Origin of the sequence: Mogibacterium pumilum, from assembly GCF_002243385.1 — a bacterium.
Lineage (GTDB): Bacteria > Bacillota > Clostridia > Peptostreptococcales > Anaerovoracaceae > Mogibacterium > Mogibacterium pumilum.
This window is the reverse complement of record NZ_CP016199.1, coordinates 1,036,468-1,054,102: the sequence shown is the minus strand read 5'-3', so window position 1 is coordinate 1,054,102 and position 17,635 is coordinate 1,036,468. Positions and strand designations below refer to the sequence as shown.

The following is a 17,635-nucleotide window of genomic DNA, read 5'->3' as shown; positions in this document are numbered from 1 at the left end:
CACAACCTCCGGATTTACTGTCTCGGTGATACGTTTACCTTTTGGGCTTCGGTTTGTGTAGCAACCTCACCCGCCGTTTAGCCTTGTATCCGGTTTCTGTTCGTAGGCTCGATGGCTTTGCTACACCGCTTCCTTCACTTGAGCATTACTGCTTTCCGCTTGCGGTTCGCTACACTTGGCGGTAAATACCCGTGACTGGACTCTCACCAGTAAGAACTGTGCCATGCCAGGCACACTAAAAAAAGAAAGGCTGCTTTCAGACAGTCTTTCTTCGCTAATTTAATTATTAATCTATTCTCGATTTATCGTTTGTTTATTATGCGCTTAAATCTTTACTTTTTTAAGGCCTACAGCCGCCTCTAGATTCAGCTTTCCACCAGCTTCTGTGTAGAAATAAATGAGTTTTTCTGCCCTTGGATCCATATCCCCTGGATCAACAGCTTCGCTACGGTACACCTTAAACTCACTATCTAGCGGTGCCTCGTGGACGTATCTTAAATTGATTGACGTAATAAAGTATTTCTCCGCCTCAGGAATATTATCGTATAGCTTTGATGCGTACACAGTGTTATTCATATGCATATTAATATCAATCATCGATACCGTAACTCTTGAGTTTTCAACCTCTTCAAACTTTAGATCTTTAGGCAATCTAAATCTCCTTGGAACTGTCAGCTCAGGCTCAGCATCCATAGAATATGATTCCATATCATAATTTTTGCTTGCAATCAGTTTTCCAGTTACTGTGTCTAAAAGTGCCCAATTACAGATAGCTCTGGCAACCAGCTGCCCATCTTTAAACATCTCATACCCACGAGGAAAATTTGCGCCTTTTCCAGGGATAATCCACGTCTGAACTTCAACATCAGAGTACTTATGAACTGGTTCAAACACCTCAATATTCATGCGGCTAACAACAAATGCCTTGTGCTCCTTAGTATATAGGTCATCGTACGATACTGCCTCCGCTCTCATCTGTCTATCTCCAGACTCCTGAAGGAGCTGCATAAGTTGCATTGGTTTGAGAGCCCCATTTAAATCAACCTCATATGACCTTATATTATAATTTTCCTTAAATCTCATGTTAGTCCCCTTTTTATCTATAACCTAATCACTTGTCCCGTTATAAAAGATGATTCGCCAGATGCTAGTTGCCTTGCCGCGTCAGCAATATGTGCTCCTACATTTCCACCTTTATCATATATTATTGCATTAACACTGATATTTGTGGCACCCAGAGATTTAGACAACGATTTAGTTAGTCCTTCAATATATGATTCAAGTATGTCGCAAGCAAATCCTGAGTTCTCACCCTTTGCTGCTGTTACGATTATACTGCTATTCTTTCGATTCAAGAACGGTCTTAACGCTCTAATCGTATAGAACAAGCCGTCAATCTCTGCAATTACCTCATGGCGCCATTTGTCACCATCCATATCGTCAAAGGAAGTGTTGTCTGATATGTCAATGTTAAATACCAAAGTATCTAACTCATCATCGAAGTACCCCCTAAGCACTTCAAGGGCAGACCAAAGAGAATCGAGATTGGATATCTTGCATCTGATGTTGAGTGCACTTGCATTTTTGCTTAAAGCAATAGCCTTATCGTACGAATTACTGTAAAAAAAAGCTATAGACGCACCGTATGACGCAAAGCTTCTCACAAGCATTTCGCCTCCTGAATTTACACCGTCTGTTATCAGAACTCGTTTGCCTTTTCTCATCGCGTAGACCTCCACAACTATTGCTTTTGAATAAATTTAATGTTATCACTTAGCTCTCACAACATCAAGAGACCGCATGCGTGCATTTACACACAGCGGCCTCCACAAACTCTAAACTCGTCTTATTAAAGTTGTTCAAGCTTTATTACTTCCAGAAATCCGTTTCCTCTTTGATACCGATATCAGCAGCGACGAAGTGCGGATCAAGTCCTGTACTCTTTTGCTTCTTATAGTCGCGCAAGCACTTAACTGCGATTCCACCTAGTACCAGGATAACCGGCATATTTGTTATAACCATGAATCCCTGAGCCATGTCAGCCATGTTCCATACTAAATCGGCCTTAGATACTGCACCTACATAGATTAGAACTATTGCAATACACCTAAATATTAACTCCTCATGTCTCTTTAGATTTCTCTTGAGCACAAATGCCAAGCAGCCTTCACAGTAAGAGTAATTGCCAATAAGTGTGGTAAATGCAAAGAAGGACATCGACACTGCAATGAATATCGGTCCAAAATTACCTAGGGTCGAATGAATAGCTGCCTGCACATAACCTGCAGCATTTGCAGCATCCCCTTCAATATAATTCTGTGGATTTACATCGGTGATTAAGCAAAGGAACGCTGTTGTCGAACATATTAGAAGCGTATCTATAAATACAGATAGCATCTGTACCAGCCCTTGCTTTACTGGGTGCGAAACGTCAGCAGTAGCAGCAGCGTTAGGTGCAGAACCCATACCTGCCTCATTGGAGTAAAGACCTCTCTTTAATCCGAACATGATGCATGAACCTGTGAATCCTCCCAAAATAGCCTTGAAATCAAAGGCGTTCTTGAAGATCATCTGGAACATATGTGGTACATTCTTGATATTCATGATGATAACAATTAGTGCAACGCCTACATAAATGACACCCATAAATGGAACGAGAACTTTTGTTACGTCGGAAAGTCTCTTTGCTCCTCCAATAACAATCGCACCGAATGCAATCGCGAGAATCACACCAATAATCTTTGGTGATTTATCATTGTAGAAGCTAAAGGTGCTGAATGTCGACTGTAAATTGTAAGCAGCGAGCATATTGTATCCAACTGCATAAGTAAATATTACGATTATAGAGAAGAATGCACCAAGCACTTTGCCAATACCCCAAAGCTTGATTGCATCACGCATATAATATGCTGGACCGCCGTAGCTGGAGCCATCACTGTTCTTCTTCTTATAAATCTGCGCAAGCGTAGACTCGATAAACGCAGATGCTCCACCTAGTATGGCTGTAATCCACATCCAAAAAATTGAACCTGCACCACCGAGAATAATAGCTGTAGCAACACCGATGATGTTGCCCGTACCAACTCTCGATGCCGTTGATACCATAAGCGCACCAAACGAAGATATTCCATTTTCAGTCTTTGGCTTCTCAGATACAACCTTAATCGATTCCTTGAACATGCTTAGCTGCATGAATTTTGTGCGAATCGTAAAGTACAATCCACCAGCTATAAGTAGCAAAGGCACAATCCAAGGCTTATATAGTACATCGCTTATAGCGAGCACTATATCATTAATAACTTTTTCCATATAGTTTCTCCCTAAAAAATAAGTCCGCAAAGTTATAACGTACAAAGTAAAAGTATTTTGGTATAAAAAGTTGATGCACGATTCCTCTAATAATCATGCATCAACGTGGAAATTATACCATAATACAAATAATGTGTCTATTATTTGTCTAATAATTAAATCAGTTATATACCTTATAATTGCAAGCCTTTAATTAGCTTCTCTTTTCCTTCTCGGCTAAGTTTCTTGATGTACCACTCTCTACTCATCGCTTCGCGCTTATTGTCAAACTCTTCATAATACACGAGACTTACCGGCAATCTTGTACTAGTGTATTTTGCACCGTTTCCACTATTATGCGCCTCAACTCGCTTAGCCAGGTTAACTGTCCAGCCAGTATACAGAGTGCCATCTGCACACAGAACCATATACGTATAAAACCCATCAGGTTCAAGTGGTTCTATGCTTTTTATCTTGCTGCTAATAGTGGACTTATATTTATACCTCAACACTATCACCTGTTAATTTTATTCATAGCTTTTACAACATCATCCATATGACCATAGTCACCACCTTTGTGGAAACATCCAAGTATGACAATTATGTATGTTTTTCCATTTTTCTCTACTAATACAGCAATGCTCTTTCCAGCCTCAGGAGTATATCCGAACTTTCCACCAACGACCTTAAAATCCTTATTTTTGTATTTTTCAAAAGCTGATATTACATCATTAGATAGTTTAATTCCATCCGGATGACGTTCAGTCTTAGTTGAAATGTAAGCTCTAGTAGTGAAAATCCTATAATATTCAGCATCCTGAAGTGACTGTCTTAGAAGACTAGCAACATCTGCGGCAGTCGAGTACTCGCCTTTCTTGTAGACACCATCGGGCGTCTCGTAATATGTATTTGCAAGACCTAAAGCTTTTGCCTCTTCATTCATTTCACTAACGAAACTCTCTATATCACCGCTCATAAGAATCGCCAGCGAATTAGCAGCTGCTCCGTCAGACTGCATAATCATAGCATAAAATAGATCATTAAAATCAGTGCTCTCGTCTATCTCGTAACCGACCATATACTCACTTTGACGCTTGACGAGTTTAACGGCCTCTTCAGTAACCTGCCCGTTATCTGCCAAAGTCAGGCCTTTGCCCCGTATGATTATGAGCGCCTTGCGGCATGTCATCAGTTTTGTTAGGGATGCTATAGGAAGCTTCTCATCGCTATTGATATCAAGTTCTACTTTGCTATCTGTCAAATTGTACACATAGATGCTTCTACTGTTGTACCCTGTTTTGCTCTTAATATCTTGCGCTCCACCTTCTTTATTGTATAAAAAACTCATAACGCAAACTGTTGCAAACAAAATGATTGCAATAGTCATGATAATAAATAGAACTTTTCGTTTATCCATATTTCCCAATACATCCTTCACAGCAAAGCGTACTCACCAGCGTAGCGGCAAACTCTAGCCAATAATGCGACCGTCACATTACAACATCTCTAGGAATGCCGTAATTCTAGTGTTTAGTTGTCCCACATCCGCATGCGAGTAATCGGTTTCCAAACTTAAGTATGGGATACCTTTCTCCTCGGTTACAAACTTTCCGATAGATTTAGATTCGATATTATACGTCAGACAGGCTGTAAGCGACATGTCGATAACACCATCGACTTTATATTGATCGATTAACATGCCTAGCAATTCATACCTATTCTCATTCGGAGTCATGACAGAGCAGCCTATATCAAGGTATCTATCTGCGATTGCTCCTATTATATCATCAGCTTCAGCATCTACAATCCTATCGAAACTCTTGTAACCAGAGCAGTTTTCGTAACACACCACAACTCCCATATTGTCCTCAATTGCATTTACAACCTTCATAGTTCCACTCCCCATCGGACATCCTGTAATTAAGATGCGCGAACGCTTACCTAAATTATTGCCCTGCGTGTACTCTTCCTCAATTCTATCAACTAGACTGTATAGCGACTCTACGAGTTCTTCTTTATCGAATTTAAATGTGCTGCCGTAGACTGCGGTGAAAAGATTCGCTCCAGTTATTGGCGCTGGATCATGCATCATTACCTCAGAGATTTTACGCTGTGCTTCCCTCTCTTTATTCTTGAGTCTTACAGCTTCACGAAGCTTATCATCTGTAATCTTTACCCCAAATTTTTCTTCCATGTACTTAATGATCTTTACGACTTCTGCACGCCAGAGCTTTCTTCCTTCTTCATCCTGACTGTTAGGGAGATTCATGAGGTACAATTCCTTAAAATCAGCCATAAGTTCATACATTTTCTTCTTACCATCGCAAGTCGTCTCCCCTACAACAACGTCGGAAAAGTGGAAGTATGGACATTTATCAGATTTTGCAAAGCCATAGCTTGCTTTAATTAGCGGACATAGATTTGCCGGCAAATCTTTCTCAGCTTCAGCAATAGTCTCATCGGACATCGAACATAGTCCGATAGGCGCCGCTCCCGCTGCCATAGCTATTTCCTGTGGAAAGTACGTGCAGTAAGCTCCAACAACTGGCGTATCTGCCTCCTTGATTTCCTTTACCGTTAGAAAAGAGTTTCTCCTCTGTTCTGAAAACGCCTCAAACACTTCTGGCAAATCCTTAATAAGTTCCATTTCCAACCTCCATATACAGTTCGATTTTGTATCGTTCACTTTAAGATTACAATAGTTCACTTGTATAAAATCACGGATTATCGCTCAATAATTACACTTATCTACATTGTTAAATTTTACACCAATTAAGACACAGTTTCAATTTTACAAACACGTATTTTTCAGCGGTTTTAGAGATATTGGCTTTTCTTATATTGCAGTCAGTATTTTTAATTTTGCCTATAGTTGTAGGTATATTAATCCCTTATTAAGTATTTATTAAATTGTGCACAACCCACTATGCACCGGTATTTTAAAATGCTATAGTACATGAAATGACTCACCGTCATTGTGAAATTAGGAGAATTAATCATGAATGATAAGATAGATAAAATCAAAGTTTTTTCTGGTGCGCAGCTTAAATATATCGCATTCCTTTCAATGCTTATCGATCATGCAAATAAAGCACTTCTATATCCGAACTTAACGGGAGGAAAAATAAATATCTTAAGTGATGTATTTGATATATTAGGCAGAATAGCCTTCCCAATCTTCGCATTCCTATTAGTAGAAGGATATTTCAGAACGAGAAATAAGTGGAAATACCTCGGAAGCCTCCTCTTATTCGGACTAATCTCAGAAGTTCCATTTGATATGTTTGCAACTGCCGAGTACTACGATAAGAACTGGAACAACGTAATGTTTACACTTGCCCTAATGCTTGTAACAATTTGGGTTATTGATGTCCTCAAGGAAAAGATGACGTCAGTACATAAGTTTTTCTGGTTCTTAGCATCTATCCCAGTATTGATAGCTGGAATCGGATTATCAATGTACTTCAGTGTAGACTATGACTATCACGGTATACTAATTGCATATTTCTTCTACTTATTCCACGGCAGAGAACTGTTAGCAATCCCATTTTGCTTCGCATCTATGTTTAAAGAACCTTGGGCTCTACTCGGATACGGTTTAGTTCTCACTTACAATGGAAAGAGAGGAAAGCAGTATAAGCTAGTAAACTACCTATTCTATCCTGTACACCTACTAATTCTAGGAATCATCAGAATGAAATTCGGAATATAACACATAGGAAAATAGAAAAGAAGATCATATACAAAATAAGCTCAAGGAATATAAACGAAATTTCCACTATACGAGCTAATAATAAGAAATAAAATGCTAAAGGCCTGATTCGATGAATCAGACCTTTTTGCAAGTGCGAAATATGGAGTTAGGAATATTTCGACCTACCATCTGCAACGTGGTATCTATAAAACCCGGGAATGCTTCGAATCCAGTAATTCCCAATATTCTGATTACCAGCTGCATACCGTGCTTTGAGTTCTTCAATACGCTTAAGAAGCGTTGCCCCATAGGCAATATTAGCCTTAAGCTCATCATAATACTCATTGAGATAATGAGACATGTTATGCTCATAATCGCCACTTCGCATCGCCTCTATCTCTCTGATACTCATGTTCAGATTCTTATGCTGAATCGCATCAAGCAGTCCAAATACTGCCATGTTGTCATATGTGCGGTAATTATTGGTTTCATTGCGCTCCGAGAAAATCATGCCCCGCTTCTCATAGTAACGAACCATATCACGTGATATGTGCAAGAATTCCGCAACTTCTCCGATTGAATATTTCATAGCCCCACCTATTATCCTTTAATAAGATTATATAGGATGGGAAGAAAATCGTTGTGAATTGTTTTTATTATGTACAAAACTGTTTCTTAATCACTTTAATATAAAAAAGACAAAACCAATTGTCCTCGTCTCTTAATTTTATAAAAACGTATATAATATGGAGCCTATTGCCACTATTTTGTTGGAATAATCTCAATCCAATATCCATCCGGATCTTCAATAAAATAGATTCCCATACCCTCATTGACAAAGACAATACAGTCCAATTCCTCATGAAGCTTAACTGCTGCTTCAATATCATCAATAGTCATTGCAAGATGAAACTCTTGTTCTCCAAGATTATACGGATCCTTGCGATCATGAATATATGTAAGTTCTAGCTGAAAATCAGTTTTTCCATCACCAAGATAGACAAGAGTAAAGTTGTCACCGTGCTTTTCACTGACTGGCTTTAGTCCTAGTGCCTTCTCGTAGAACGCGAGGCTGCGTTCCAAATCTAATACGTTGAAATTAAAATGGTTAAAAGTAAACATGTTTTCTCCTTTAAATTGTAAACAAACAGAAATTCAATAGCACTAGCGATTATCCTGGCAGAAATTCAAACGAGTAATTCATTTGATACTATTTGAATTTGATTAAGTTATTTCGATTGTTTATGCATATTGAAATATTAACCGGCTCTGCCTTCACTTCGTTCGGCAATCGTCGGGCTAGGTCATAATCGAACCTCACGGGAACCCGTGGCTTCTCGTCCCTTCCCTGTTGTATAAAAAAGAGACGAGCTTACTCGTCTCTTTTGGCGGAGGACATGGGACTCGAACCCACGGGGCTGTTACGCCTTACCTGATTTCCAATCAGGCTCCTTAGCCACTCGGTCAATCCTCCACACGCAGCTAATGCACTCGTATTCAAATCATGCCTAACTAGATTAACATAAACGGAATTTAAACGCAAGCCGTTATTATATTCACGTGTATGGTATTATTATAATATAGATAGAAAGGAGTCTCATATGCACGAGCTTATAGAACTATTAAAATCTGATATGAAGCCTGCACTCGGTGTTACTGAACCTGGAGCTATCGCTTTTGCTGTTTCCACAGCCTGTTCGCACCTTGGCGGTGAGGCAGAGAGCATAGAACTTAGACTTAACAGTGGTATATACAAGAATGCTTTTACCTGCGGCATACCAAATAGTCCTCACCTAGGCAATCTATATGCCGCCGCGCTAGGTGCAATCGCTGCCGACCCTTCTAAGGGTCTCGAGTGCCTTTCGTCGGTTACCCCTAAAGATAACGAAGCTGCCGAGAAGATGATTGCGGACGGCCACATTAAAGTTGTTCTATCGGAAGTTAGCAGCCGGATACATATCGAGGCAGTTGCTCACTGTGACGATGAATCTGCTGAGGTAATCATTTGGGATAATCACACCAACATTACATGCATAAAACACAACGGAAGGATTATACAAGGTAGCGATTCTCCTACTGATGAGCAGTTTGAATCGACCGAGCCACCGATAATTCACAAGTACACTCTTCAAGATTTTGTGAACCTGATCAACGAAGTCCCATTTGAAGATATAGCGTTTATAAAAGATGCTTACAAGGTTAACCTTAACCTTTATGATATGTCCATGGCGAGTGACCGCACGACTTTTGCAAAATCACTTTATGCCATTAACGGTAATAAGACTATCAGTGATAACGATGTAAATACAGCAAATCTGCTCTGTAACGCTACTATTGAGGCTAGAGTTCTCGGCCTCGATGCTCCTGCGATGAGTATTACGGGCTCTGGTGCGCACGGTATTATCGCTACACTTCCTCTATACGGCTACTGTAAAATCCATAATATCGAAGAGGAGAAACTTATTCGAGCAACTGCTCTTAGCTATCTGGTCTGTACATATATAAAGGAGTACTCTGGCAAGCTGTCTGCTTTTTGCGGATGTGCTATAGCTGCTGGTAGCGGCATGGCCACTGCTCTCGTTTACCTTGATGGAGGCGATACTGATGCGATGTACAGATGTCTCAACAACATGGCTAGTAGCATAACTGGAATGATCTGTGATGGCGGAAATCATGGCTGTGTTATGAAGGGTGTTTCTGCTGTGGATACGGCTTTTCGCTCAAAAGACTTTGCAATGGCCGGCATATGTATAGAAAACCTACACGGCATCAACGGTTCTACACCTGAAGAGACTATGCATAATATGGGCTTAATCGCTTCTCCTGGAATGATTAAGACAGAGGAGACGATTCTAGATATTATGAAATCAAAGTTATAGCGACAAAGCGGACGGCAATGCCGTCCGCTTTTATCCTTATTCGATTCCGCTTGAAAATCGATTCAAGTTTTACTATTCGTAAATCTTGTATTCCTTTGACTCAAGAGCTCTGATAGCACCCTCAGCAAGAGACTTCATCTCTTCCTCACCAGGGAATCTTAGAACTGGAGCAATCTTTCCTACGTAAGAAGTAATATCTTCGCAGAACTTATCACTGTAAGCCATTCCACCAGTATAAACGATTGCGTCTACATCGGAACGAAGAACTGCTGACATCGCACCGATATCCTTAGATAACTGGTATGAGATAGCTCTGAATGCACCTAAACACTCCTGATTACCCTCATCAAACGCCTTATCTTCGACTGTACGGAAATCCTTTGTTCCTGTGTAAGAAAATACGCCAGCCTCGTGACCGATAATCTTCTTAACTTCATCTTTAGTCTTTCCAGAGAAGCATAGGTTAACAAGAGCATTTGCAGGAAGAGATCCACCTCTATCCATACCCATTGAACCTTCGTCCTTTACGTTGAATACGTCTACAACTCTACCCTTCTTATGAGCTGCAACGGATACTCCACCACCGAGATGAGCAACGATTAGGTTTAGCTCCTCATATGGCTTTCCGATTTGCTTTGCTGCCTTTCTAGCAACAGACTTCTGGTTAAGTGCGTGGAAGAAGCTCTGTCTCTCCATACCCTTTAGTCCGGTGTATCTAGCAATATCATCTAGCTCATCTACGCAAACAGGGTCTACGAAGAAAGCAGGAATTCCAACTTTGTCTGCAAGCTCTTTGGAAATGTATGCTCCGAGGTTAGCTGCGTGCTCACCGTAAGGTGGGTTCTTAATATCTCTGATAACTGCATCGTTAACGATGTAAGTTCCGGATGGAATGTGCTTAAATAGTCCACCACGACCACAAATTGCGTCGAAGTCCTCGAGTTTGTAGCCTTTCTCCTCGAGAGTCTTCATAATTACGTCGCGACGGAATGGCATCTGATCTACGATGTTTGCATACTTATCCATCTCAGCAGCATCGTGGTCAATACCTACGCGCATAAGCTCCTGATCATTCTCGTATACAGCAATCTTTGTGGATGTTGCACCAGGGTTGATTACAAGAATCTTCATGTTACCAATTTCTCCTTTCGTTACCTCTATATTTTAATCATGTCCTTAGTATAAATACTTTCGAACGTGATAACATGACTATTTATTTTTATTACCCGCTTTGCGTCTCTCAATCTCTTTTAGGAGTTTCTTGCGAAGTCTAATGTCATCAGGAGTTACTTCTACAAGCTCATCTCCATTGATGAATTCGAGCGCTTCTTCGAGGGTAAATGTTCTTGGCGGAGTAAGCTTGATTGTATCATCGCTACCTGCCGCACGCATATTTGAAACTCTCTTGGCTTTGCTTGGATTTACTACCATGTCTTCGCCTCTAGAGTTCATGCCTACTATCATACCTTCATAAACGTGAGTTCCAGGTTCTACGAACATCTGAACACGTTCCTGAATGTTAAATATCGCATAAGGTGTACAATTTCCTTCTTCCTGCGATACAGCTACGCCGTTAGTACGCTCCGGAATCTCGCCCTTCCATGGCTCAAACCCCTCAAATCGTCTAACCATAGTTCCTTCACCATGAGTATCGTTGATGAACTCACTTCTATAGCCCATGAGTCCACGAGTTGGAACTGAATATTCGATTTTGGAATATCCATTTCCTTCGCTCATCATCTGTTTCATCATACCCTTACGAATATTGAGTTTGGAAATAACCGAACCAGAGTATTCATCCGGAACGCTTACAACAACCTCTTCAACAGGCTCTAGAACCTCTCCATTATCTCCACGCTTAGTTACAACCTCAGGCTTGGATACCGCTAGTTCGTAACCTTCACGGCGCATGTTTTCAATAAGAATTGACAGGTGAAGCTCACCTCTTCCTGACACCTTGAATGCATCAGTTGAATCCGTAGGTTCTACAACAAGACCAACGTTAACCTCGAGTTCCTTCTCCAGCCTCTCTTTGATGTGTCTACTCGTTACATATTTACCCACTTTGCCGGCAAATGGCGAAGAGTTAACCATAAAGTTCATCGATAGAGTTGGTTCTTCGATAATGATATTTCCAAGAGATTCAGGGTGTTCCGGGTTACAGATAGTCTCTCCTATCGAGATATCGGAAATGCCCGATACAACGACGATATCTCCGCACTCAGCTTCGTCAACAGACATTCGCTGAAGACCTCTATATACAAACACCTGATTTATCTTGGCATTGTACGATTCTTCCTCGTCTTTCATGACTACAACCTGCTGCGCCGCCTTGAAAGTACCTCTAGTGATTCTACCGATTCCGAGTCTGCCGATATAATCATCGTAAGCAAGCGATGAAATCTGTAGCTGTAGTGGTTCTTCTCTAAGATCAGGATAAGTCTCACAGTGTTCAACAATCTTATCAAGCAGCGGCTCTATATTGAAGTCACCATATCCCTTTGGGCTCTTCTTGATCTTGGTTGTACCATCATCGACCATGATGTCTGCAACCTCGCTTGGGTCGCTTACAGCTATTCCCTGTCTGGCAATACCATACATAATCGGGAAGTCTAGCTGTTCATCATTCGCCTCGAGGTCCATGAACAGCTCATACACCTCATCTACAACTTCATCTATTCTAGCATCCTTCTTGTCTATCTTGTTGATAAATAGTATTGGGTTTAGTCCCTGCTCGAGCGACTTATTGAGTACGAATCTAGTCTGAGGCATTGGACCTTCACTAGAATCCACAAGCAGAATTACCGTATCAACCGTCTTCATTATACGCTCTACTTCAGAGCTGAAATCAGCGTGTCCTGGCGTATCTACAATATTAATCTTGTAGTCCTTATACATTATCGAGCAGTTCTTGGAATATATGGTAATTCCTCGTTCTCTCTCGATTGCATCACTATCCATTACACATTCTACAACTTCTTCATTATCTCTAAATACATGAGATTGTGCGAGCAGAGCATCAACTAGTGTGGATTTTCCTGCATCAACGTGTGCAATTACAGCGATATTAATTATTTTATTCTTTTCTCCCATCGTTATCCCTTCTAACCGGCTATACAATATTTATCTACCCGAGCTGAGGAAAAATCTCCTTCTGCGGTTTATCACGTAGTAAACGCTTTCTATCGTTCTTTCAAATTGGTGAAGCTCTCTTGCTAAAGTCTCGACATCACCGCTGGCAACGTTACTTGTAGAGGTGCGTCCCTCAGTAACGATTTCAAACCATTCTGGTGCTGAAACCTTAAAGCCTCTGAATTTCTGCGCCCATATCTCATACTGTGAGAATTGCATAGCATAAGGTAACATCTCGTAGAAATATTCGGGATTTGACTGTCGCATTACCAAGATATCTCTAGGCTGCGCTTCCTCGATAAAGTTACGTATACCCATCATTCTATTTGCAAGACGAGCATTTTCACGCGCTCTCGCTGACATAAGGCAAGTCATAATTGCTCCAATTGCTCCTGTCACTAGTATAAGCACCGGAATAATTAGCGATTTGTTGCACTTATACACCAGATATCCTACATAGATCAGCTCTACCGCATAAAGTGCAGAATACATACTGATAGATGCCTTGAAGTGATTCCAATCCATATCGTACCTTAAATCAAAGCGCCTAGCGATAATTGACAGAACGCACATGGAGAAAACGAAAAGTCCCGCCGATAGTCCGTATTTTATATCCTCTTCGTATACGTACATGGAAGTAAGTACTGGAACCGCCGCAATCGCAAGTGAAATAGCAATAATTCCCACGTGTCTAAATAATCTAGATATAGTCGTACTTGCCCTCATCTCACGAGAATTATAACCACATGCAACACTGCTTTCTACATCGTGTAGAATCCTCTTGAGCTTAACTCCGATGTCTTCCATCTCGATAGCTCTTCCCTCGTATACATCTTCAAAAATCTCTGTATATATTGAACGAATATAGCGATCTTCATCGATTGAAGGTGCCTTGAGTTTAACTAACTTATATTTCTTTGGCGCGTATTCAATCACCTTAAGACAGCCGGCCATTCCAAGTCTAACTATAAGCGGCACTATGTCTCTAATTGAGAGCTGACCGTTAAATACATATGCTACGTCTGCAGTTGATATTCCGTCGATAGGATCCGCAAGGACCTTTTTCTTGAACTTAGGATCCCTTCCGCCTGCAAGCCATAAAACCAGCGTCAAAGCAGCTGCAGCCACGAAGAGAACTCCGCCTAAGCCAATTGTCCACTCGTTATTGAGAGGATTCTTCCAATATCCATCAGGAAGTTCCGCCTTAAATGTGATACCGAAGTCCGAAGGGATAAGCGATCCTCTCATTGTAATCGTATTTTCTTCTATCGAGTACGACATCTTGTTCGATACGTCCTGTGATCCGAACTGACCAGCGTAATACTGAAGGTCGTCCCATGGAAAGTCTTCAGGCAGAACAAGGGTGAACTTGAAATTTTGGATTGGAACCTCCCAGTCTGGCGAGAGTACAGTCAAATAGAATAAATCATAGTTCTTATTCTTATCCGCATACTCTTTTACGACGTAAGTGATATGGAATGTATGACTCCCCTTCCTTAAGTTTTTTTTATCCTTAATTATGATGTTATACTTTGAGCCATTTTTTGCCAAAGAAAAATCAGTACCCTTAACATCTACATCGCTAATCATGTAGTTTCCTGCGGGTACGTCAAATTTAAGCTCCGAAAGATTATTCGGAAGATTTACGGTTATCTGCTTTGTAACTTCGTAATTGTGGTTCTTCTTAACAACCGCCTTAAAATCATAGTTGTTGATTTCATAGCTGTTGTCCTTAGTTGCACCGAAAGATTCAGCTCGGAACAAACCCTGGCTGAAGCTCAAAATTACGATTATTAGAACCATTTTCACTAAGTATTTATATGTGTTTGACAACGCTCTATTGTTGCTCGTCATTAAACGTCTCCTTCTAGGCAATACTTCTTAGTATTATACCCTATAAAAGGGTTCAGCACAATAATTCAAAGGATCATAGAATGGTTGATACACCGTGCACCTTAGTATAAAATACATGATAGATACTATATTAACGAGGGCGCAATATGAAAAGACAAGATTATATATCATGGGATGAATATTTCATGGGAGTTTCCCTTCTTGCAGCTAAGCGAAGCAAGGATCCAAACACACAGGTTGGAGCGTGCATTGTCGATAGCAACAATGTGATTCTTTCCACAGGCTACAACGGATTCCCTGTTGGATGTTCGGATGATAATCTGCCGTGGAACAGAACTGGCGAGGATACCAAGTACCCTTACGTTGTTCATGCTGAGCTAAATGCAATCTTAAATTCAGGAGGCAAATCGCTGAGAGGCGCAACAATATACGTTGGTCTATTCCCGTGCAACGAATGTGCTAAGGCAATCATTCAGTCCGGAATCAAGGAAGTCGTGTATCTAAATGATAAATATGCTAATGAAAAGTCTACCCTAGCATCTAAAAGGATCCTCGGCATGGCGGGAATCAAGCTTCGCAGGCTCACGCCAAGGGAGAAGAATCTCGTACTAAACTTCGAAAATGAGCTTGATAGATAGCTCTTAATTTTATTATGATTATTATTAAGGAAATATTTTGTTAATTGGAGGTACTATTATGAAACTTCTAGTTGTTGGTCCTCGCGGCAAAATGGGTCGCCTAATCACAGCGATTGCTGCAGACCGCGAAGACATCATTATCGTCGGTGGTGTCGCTCCTGCTGATAGAGATTACATCGGCAAGGATATTGGAGAAGTCGCTATGGTCGGCAGAGTGCTAGGTGCTCCTGTCGTTTCTGACATTGAAGAGCTAATAGACGAATGCGATGTCATAATCGATTTTGCCACTGTTGAACAGGCAATGATTACACTCGAGGCTGCAAAAAAACACAAGAAATCACTCATCTGCGGAACTACGGGTTTTAGCCAAGAACAGAGGAAAGCATTTGAAGAAGCAGGTAATATAATCCCTGTAATGCTTGCGGCTAATACATCTAGACTTGTAAATGTTATGTATAAACTAATCGAAGATGCCACGAAATTAGCTGGTGATGTGGATGTTGAAATACTCGACATGCACGATGGTACTAAGCTTGACTCACCTAGTGGTACTGCTAAAGAAATCGGTGAGCTCGTAGCTAAAACTAGAAGCGAATCGCTCCATGATGTAGATAGATATGGCAGACAAGGTAGATGCCCTCGCGAGCATGGCGAGATTGCTTTTCACTCCATCAGAGGCGGAGATATCTCAAGCAGCCATACGACATATTTCGTAGGTCTGGGCGAGAGACTTGAGATTACTCATCACTCCCAGAGCTTCAAGTGCTTTGCTGCAGGTGCAGTAGATTGTGCTGTTTACCTCAGCAAGCAGCCAGTTGGATCATATACGGTTCAGGATTGCTTTGGACTGTAGATTATTTATGTCAATCAATCCATAGCGAATATATTTACTTCTGCTCCTTTACTTGTTGTTTATAGACCGCATTTAAAGTGTAGCAGAAGTTTTTTCATCCATCATGATCATAGCATCAACCTATTCATATTTCCTCCATTAAGCGGTCTGCTAGTCCTTCAAATAATTTAGAATTCAAAGTAGCGTCTACTCCACGCTATTCTTCCAAATGTATTTCTCCGGAGCACAGTACCCACATACATAATCTAATATGTCTGCTATCCACTCTTTATTTAGACCTTCCTCTAAACTATTATGATACTTAAAAAGCAGGTTATAAGCTTGTTTTTGTGTAGTACCCATAGCTTTTATTTTAATCAAAATGTCATATCCCTGCTTATTGTATGCATGATAGTTTTCCTCGGTAACATTAATAGAAAGCTGTTTTATTTGATTAAATAATTTGTCAGATGTGCACATTACAGGCTTCACAAACCGCTCTATCACCTTATCTGCCTGCTTCAAGCCGTCGCATGCCGCAGATGTTATTCCGCCAGCATATCCACATCCTTCACCTGCAGGATAGATACCTGAAATAGTTGTGCTCTCGCCTGTCTCTCTATCTCTCAATACTCTTAAAGGTGCAGAGCTTCTAGTTTCTACGGCTTTTATCAAAGCGTTTGGGCTGTCATACCCATGAATCTTCTTGGCGAAATTCGGAACCGCCTCTCTAATCGCCTCATACGCAAAGTCTGGAAGAGATGCTATGACCTTATCTGCTTTACCAGATAGAAATTCTTCCATTGTGCATGTTGGAGGCTTGTAGTTCCCACCACCATTTTCAAAAGCTAGCCTTTCGTACTTCTGCTGGAACCTTATTCCTGCTAGTACATCCTCCGATTCGTAATCGCTTACTCTAACGTCGCAAAGGATTCCGCTATTAGCTATACCGCTATCTCTCCTTTTGTTGCTCATGCCATTAACGCAGACTTCACCGGAATTAGTCGTGCACGTTACGACCTCTCCTCCAGGACACATGCAGAATGAATATACGCCCCTTCCGTTGCTAGCTTTATACGATACTTTGTATTCTGCCGGAGGAAGCCTGTCCTCAGAACCATATTGAGCTCTGTCGATTAGTTCTTGGGGATGCTCCATTCTAACTCCTATAGAAAGAGGTTTCTGCTCCATCTCAAGATTCGAAGCTTTGATTAACTCGTACGTATCTCTGGCGCTGTGACCAGTAGCAAGAATCATCGCATTGGTCTCAAGAACCTCTTCACTTCCATCTGAAGAAGTGATAGTTACAGACTTGAGT

Annotated in this window: 16 protein-coding genes and 1 tRNA gene; 4 read left to right on the top strand and 13 right to left on the bottom strand. The window is 40.9% G+C overall.

Annotation, left to right across the window (positions count from 1 at the left end; translation table 11 throughout):
- Positions 1–324: 324 nt before the first annotated feature.
- The 6 genes from AXF17_RS05045 to AXF17_RS05020 all read right to left on the bottom strand — a co-directional run bounded on the left by AXF17_RS05045 (position 325) and on the right by AXF17_RS05020 (position 5,935).
- Positions 325–1,083: an acyl-[acyl-carrier-protein] thioesterase gene (locus AXF17_RS05045; protein ID WP_094234092.1), complete on the bottom strand. Its 759-nt coding sequence runs from the start codon at positions 1,081–1,083 to the stop codon at positions 325–327.
- Positions 1,084–1,100: 17 nt separating this feature from the next.
- Positions 1,101–1,724, bottom strand: coding sequence for an SDR family oxidoreductase (locus AXF17_RS05040; protein WP_094234091.1), 624 nt, complete (start codon positions 1,722–1,724; stop codon positions 1,101–1,103).
- A 145-nt stretch (positions 1,725–1,869) separates the two neighbouring features.
- A complete protein-coding gene (locus tag AXF17_RS05035) occupies positions 1,870–3,309 on the bottom strand; it encodes an alanine/glycine:cation symporter family protein (protein ID WP_094234090.1) in 1,440 nt (479 codons plus the stop codon).
- A gap of 173 nt (positions 3,310–3,482) precedes the next feature.
- A complete protein-coding gene (locus AXF17_RS05030) occupies positions 3,483–3,800 on the bottom strand; it encodes a GIY-YIG nuclease family protein (protein ID WP_330398462.1) in 318 nt (105 codons plus the stop codon).
- Positions 3,801–3,802: 2 nt separating this feature from the next.
- Positions 3,803–4,705 carry a D-alanyl-D-alanine carboxypeptidase family protein gene (locus AXF17_RS05025; protein ID WP_094234089.1) on the bottom strand — a complete coding sequence of 301 codons (903 nt, stop codon included), beginning with the start codon at positions 4,703–4,705 and terminating at the stop codon, positions 3,803–3,805.
- 78 nt (positions 4,706–4,783) lie between these two features.
- Positions 4,784–5,935, bottom strand: a complete 1,152-nt coding sequence (locus AXF17_RS05020; RefSeq protein WP_094234088.1) for a double-cubane-cluster-containing anaerobic reductase — start codon at positions 5,933–5,935, stop codon at positions 4,784–4,786.
- A gap of 351 nt (positions 5,936–6,286) precedes the next feature.
- On the opposite strand from AXF17_RS05020, the gene AXF17_RS05015 reads away from it, so the two are divergent.
- Positions 6,287–7,000, top strand: a complete 714-nt coding sequence (locus AXF17_RS05015; RefSeq protein ID WP_094234087.1) for a TraX family protein — start codon at positions 6,287–6,289, stop codon at positions 6,998–7,000.
- 148 nt (positions 7,001–7,148) lie between these two features.
- Here the strand turns inward: AXF17_RS05015 and AXF17_RS05010 are convergent, their stop codons facing one another.
- The 3 genes from AXF17_RS05010 to AXF17_RS05000 form a co-directional block, all read right to left on the bottom strand.
- Positions 7,149–7,571, bottom strand: coding sequence for a MerR family transcriptional regulator (locus AXF17_RS05010; RefSeq protein ID WP_094234086.1), 423 nt, complete (start codon positions 7,569–7,571; stop codon positions 7,149–7,151).
- Positions 7,572–7,744: 173 nt separating this feature from the next.
- A complete protein-coding gene (locus tag AXF17_RS05005) occupies positions 7,745–8,104 on the bottom strand; it encodes a VOC family protein (RefSeq protein ID WP_094234085.1) in 360 nt (119 codons plus the stop codon).
- Positions 8,105–8,368: 264 nt separating this feature from the next.
- Positions 8,369–8,456: transfer RNA gene (locus tag AXF17_RS05000), tRNA-Ser, on the bottom strand.
- A 127-nt stretch (positions 8,457–8,583) separates the two neighbouring features.
- Here AXF17_RS05000 and AXF17_RS04995 point away from each other — a divergent pair.
- Complete coding sequence (locus tag AXF17_RS04995; protein WP_094234084.1) at positions 8,584–9,861, top strand: L-cysteine desulfidase family protein; 1,278 nt, start codon at positions 8,584–8,586, stop codon at positions 9,859–9,861.
- A 72-nt stretch (positions 9,862–9,933) separates the two neighbouring features.
- Here the strand turns inward: AXF17_RS04995 and buk are convergent, their stop codons facing one another.
- The 3 genes from buk to AXF17_RS04980 form a co-directional block, all read right to left on the bottom strand.
- On the bottom strand, positions 9,934–10,992 hold the full coding sequence (gene buk / locus AXF17_RS04990) for a butyrate kinase (protein ID WP_094234083.1): 1,059 nt from the start codon (positions 10,990–10,992) through the stop codon (positions 9,934–9,936).
- 78 nt (positions 10,993–11,070) lie between these two features.
- Positions 11,071–12,954, bottom strand: coding sequence for a translational GTPase TypA (gene typA / locus AXF17_RS04985; RefSeq protein WP_094234082.1), 1,884 nt, complete (start codon positions 12,952–12,954; stop codon positions 11,071–11,073).
- Between the two features lie 30 nt (positions 12,955–12,984).
- Positions 12,985–14,847, bottom strand: a complete 1,863-nt coding sequence (locus tag AXF17_RS04980; RefSeq protein WP_094234081.1) for a DUF2207 domain-containing protein — start codon at positions 14,845–14,847, stop codon at positions 12,985–12,987.
- A 146-nt stretch (positions 14,848–14,993) separates the two neighbouring features.
- On the opposite strand from AXF17_RS04980, the gene AXF17_RS04975 reads away from it, so the two are divergent.
- Together AXF17_RS04975 and dapB are read left to right on the top strand one after the other, a co-directional pair.
- A complete protein-coding gene (locus tag AXF17_RS04975) occupies positions 14,994–15,485 on the top strand; it encodes a deoxycytidylate deaminase (RefSeq protein ID WP_094234080.1) in 492 nt (163 codons plus the stop codon).
- Positions 15,486–15,543: 58 nt separating this feature from the next.
- Entirely contained in the window at positions 15,544–16,338 is a 795-nt protein-coding gene (dapB, locus tag AXF17_RS04970; RefSeq protein WP_094234079.1) for a 4-hydroxy-tetrahydrodipicolinate reductase, read from the top strand.
- Positions 16,339–16,524: 186 nt separating this feature from the next.
- Here the strand turns inward: dapB and AXF17_RS09285 are convergent.
- Positions 16,525–17,635: NAD(P)/FAD-dependent oxidoreductase (locus AXF17_RS09285; RefSeq protein ID WP_330398461.1), on the bottom strand; the 1,111-nt coding region annotated here is incomplete at its 5' end.

Excerpts from the sequence above, each read along its gene's own strand:
- AXF17_RS05010 (WP_094234086.1), bottom strand. The coding sequence starts at position 7,571 with ATGAAATATTCAATCGGAGAAGTTGCGGAATTCTTGCACATATCACGT.
- AXF17_RS05020 (WP_094234088.1), bottom strand. The coding sequence starts at position 5,935 with ATGGAACTTATTAAGGATTTGCCAGAAGTGTTTGAGGCGTTTTCAGAA.
- AXF17_RS04980 (WP_094234081.1), bottom strand. The coding sequence starts at position 14,847 with ATGACGAGCAACAATAGAGCGTTGTCAAACACATATAAATACTTAGTG.
- AXF17_RS05035 (WP_094234090.1), bottom strand. The coding sequence starts at position 3,309 with ATGGAAAAAGTTATTAATGATATAGTGCTCGCTATAAGCGATGTACTA.
- dapB (WP_094234079.1), top strand. The coding sequence starts at position 15,544 with ATGAAACTTCTAGTTGTTGGTCCTCGCGGCAAAATGGGTCGCCTAATC.
- AXF17_RS05025 (WP_094234089.1), bottom strand. The coding sequence starts at position 4,705 with ATGGATAAACGAAAAGTTCTATTTATTATCATGACTATTGCAATCATT.
- AXF17_RS05005 (WP_094234085.1), bottom strand. The coding sequence starts at position 8,104 with ATGTTTACTTTTAACCATTTTAATTTCAACGTATTAGATTTGGAACGC.
- AXF17_RS05045 (WP_094234092.1), bottom strand. The coding sequence starts at position 1,083 with ATGAGATTTAAGGAAAATTATAATATAAGGTCATATGAGGTTGATTTA.
- AXF17_RS04975 (WP_094234080.1), top strand. The coding sequence starts at position 14,994 with ATGAAAAGACAAGATTATATATCATGGGATGAATATTTCATGGGAGTT.
- AXF17_RS05040 (WP_094234091.1), bottom strand. The coding sequence starts at position 1,724 with ATGAGAAAAGGCAAACGAGTTCTGATAACAGACGGTGTAAATTCAGGA.
- buk (WP_094234083.1), bottom strand. The coding sequence starts at position 10,992 with ATGAAGATTCTTGTAATCAACCCTGGTGCAACATCCACAAAGATTGCT.
- AXF17_RS04995 (WP_094234084.1), top strand. The coding sequence starts at position 8,584 with ATGCACGAGCTTATAGAACTATTAAAATCTGATATGAAGCCTGCACTC.
- typA (WP_094234082.1), bottom strand. The coding sequence starts at position 12,954 with ATGGGAGAAAAGAATAAAATAATTAATATCGCTGTAATTGCACACGTT.
- AXF17_RS05015 (WP_094234087.1), top strand. The coding sequence starts at position 6,287 with ATGAATGATAAGATAGATAAAATCAAAGTTTTTTCTGGTGCGCAGCTT.